This is a genomic window from Ruegeria sp. CDSC002 (assembly GCF_059610905.1).
On sequence record NZ_JBXWOM010000032.1, the window covers coordinates 1 to 1,958 of the forward strand.

Annotated in this window: 2 protein-coding genes; both read right to left on the bottom strand. The window is 52.2% G+C overall.

The features are described 5' to 3' along the window. Nucleotides 1-67 precede the first annotated feature (67 nt). Complete coding sequence (mgrA, locus tag AC2FJE_RS23410) at nt 68-1,135, bottom strand: L-glyceraldehyde 3-phosphate reductase (protein WP_496761527.1); 1,068 nt, start codon at nt 1,133-1,135, stop codon at nt 68-70. A gap of 125 nt (nt 1,136-1,260) precedes the next feature. Then, nucleotides 1,261-1,785, bottom strand: a complete 525-nt coding sequence (locus tag AC2FJE_RS23415) for a cysteine dioxygenase family protein (RefSeq protein ID WP_246097323.1) — start codon at nt 1,783-1,785, stop codon at nt 1,261-1,263. Nucleotides 1,786-1,958: the final 173 nt, after the last annotated feature.

Below are 1,958 nucleotides of genomic sequence, written 5' to 3' on the forward strand. Positions count from 1 at the left end.
CAAAGCAGAAACGCCATGCGATTAAGCAGAAGAACCTGCTAGCACCAAAAATCAGTGGTCAACAATCTTACTCAATTTCCGAGGATCGCGCCCAGAGATTGATTTCCTCTTCCGAGCTGACCTCGTCAATCTTAGCGAGTTCCGCTTCGGTAAATTCCAAATTCTGGACCGCACCTACGCAATCCACGATCTGCTCAGGACGCGAAGCGCCAATAAGGGCTGTCGTAATCCGGTCACCTCTCAGCACCCAAGCAAGCGCCATCTGAGCTAATGATTGACCGCGTGACGCCGCTATATCGTTTAGAGCCCTGACACTCGTCAATGAACGTTCGTTGATCATGCCGTCCAATAGAGACTTGCCTTGGGTCGCACGACTGTCTTCGGGAATGCCGTTCAGATACTTCGATGTCAAAATACCCTGGGCAAGTGGCGTGAACGCAATCGATCCCACGTTCAATTCGTCAAGCGTATCCAACAGCCCGTCCCGCTCAACCCAACGGTTGAGTAGGTTATACGACGGCTGATGAATCAGGCACGGCGTGCCAAGGTCTTTCAAGATGGCCAGCGCTTCGCGCGTTCGTTGCGAGTTATAGCTTGAAATTCCGACGTAAAGTGCGCGCCCAGAGCGCACTATATAGTCTAAGGCCCCCATAGTTTCTTCCAGAGGGGTATCTGGATCGTAACGGTGGGAATAAAAGATATCTGCGTATTCTAACCCCATCCGCTTGAGCGACTGATCACAAGAGGCCACAAGATACTTTCGTGATCCCCACTCCCCATAGGGGCCCGGCCACATATCATACCCTGCCTTGGTAGATATGATGAGTTCGTCCCGATAGCCTGCGAAATCAGTTTTTAAAATTTCACCGAATGCTTCTTCCGCCGATCCCGGCGGCGGGCCATAGTTATTTGCTAAATCAAAGTGCGTTATACCCAAGTCAAAAGCAGTGCGGCAGAGATCGCGTTTTGTCTGGTGCGGGGTATCCCCACCAAAGTTGTGCCATAGCCCAAGGCTTATCGCGGGTAGCTTTATGCCAGACTGCCCACAACGGCGATAGACCATTTGCTCGTAGCGGTGCGGATTAGGAAGAAATGGGTGTGGCCGAGGCTTCGGGGGGCGTTGTAATTTGCTCATCTGTCCATAATCCGAGATCATCACCCCGTGTCAATTCAACGAGATAGTAATCGGCAATCAGCGAAGCCTGCCGTATAGACGGAACATGCCTCCGGCATTGCCAGCGCAGATTGTCAAACTGCAAACTAGTCCTCGAACAACGCGCGAACCTTCGACATGTCATAGGCATGTTCCGTCAGGTTTTCAGGATCCCATTCGCTCCGCTCAGCTTCAAAAAAATCCCCGCCGTATACGTGGATTGCTCCGGTCAACTTGGGGATAGGGTTTGTAACCGAGTGAATGAGGTCCTTACCAAGGGGAGCATATTCACCCGTCGACAATGCTCGAGCCCCCGCCGCTTCAATGCGTCCGTTAGGGTCATCTGCTACGCGCCGCCAAAAAATGTTATCTTCTCGACCACCATAAATACCGATCACGGCCCACATTTCGTGATTGTGGGGCATTATGGTCATTCCTGGCTTCCATACGACGTTGACGATTGTCAGATCACCTGACTTGTAAATGGGAAAGATACCGCTTTCGGTCGGCTCTCCCAAGGCTTGCGTCACGCCCGCGGGATCGCGCATCGCCCGGTCCACCACCTCAGCCACCGATTTGTGAGACGCGTCCTGATCTACTGCGGTCCGGCAGTCCGCTACAAACTGTTCCATGTTCCACATATCTTCAGCCCCCAATTGCATACGATAAATGCAACAGGGTAGCACATGCTGTAAAATAGACGAAATTGGGACCCAGATTGTAGCTGCATGGATCGGGCATCTAAGACTTCCAATGACTGCTTGGCTTGCTTAGCGTTCTTTCGCCAGATCGGGGCGGATGTCTA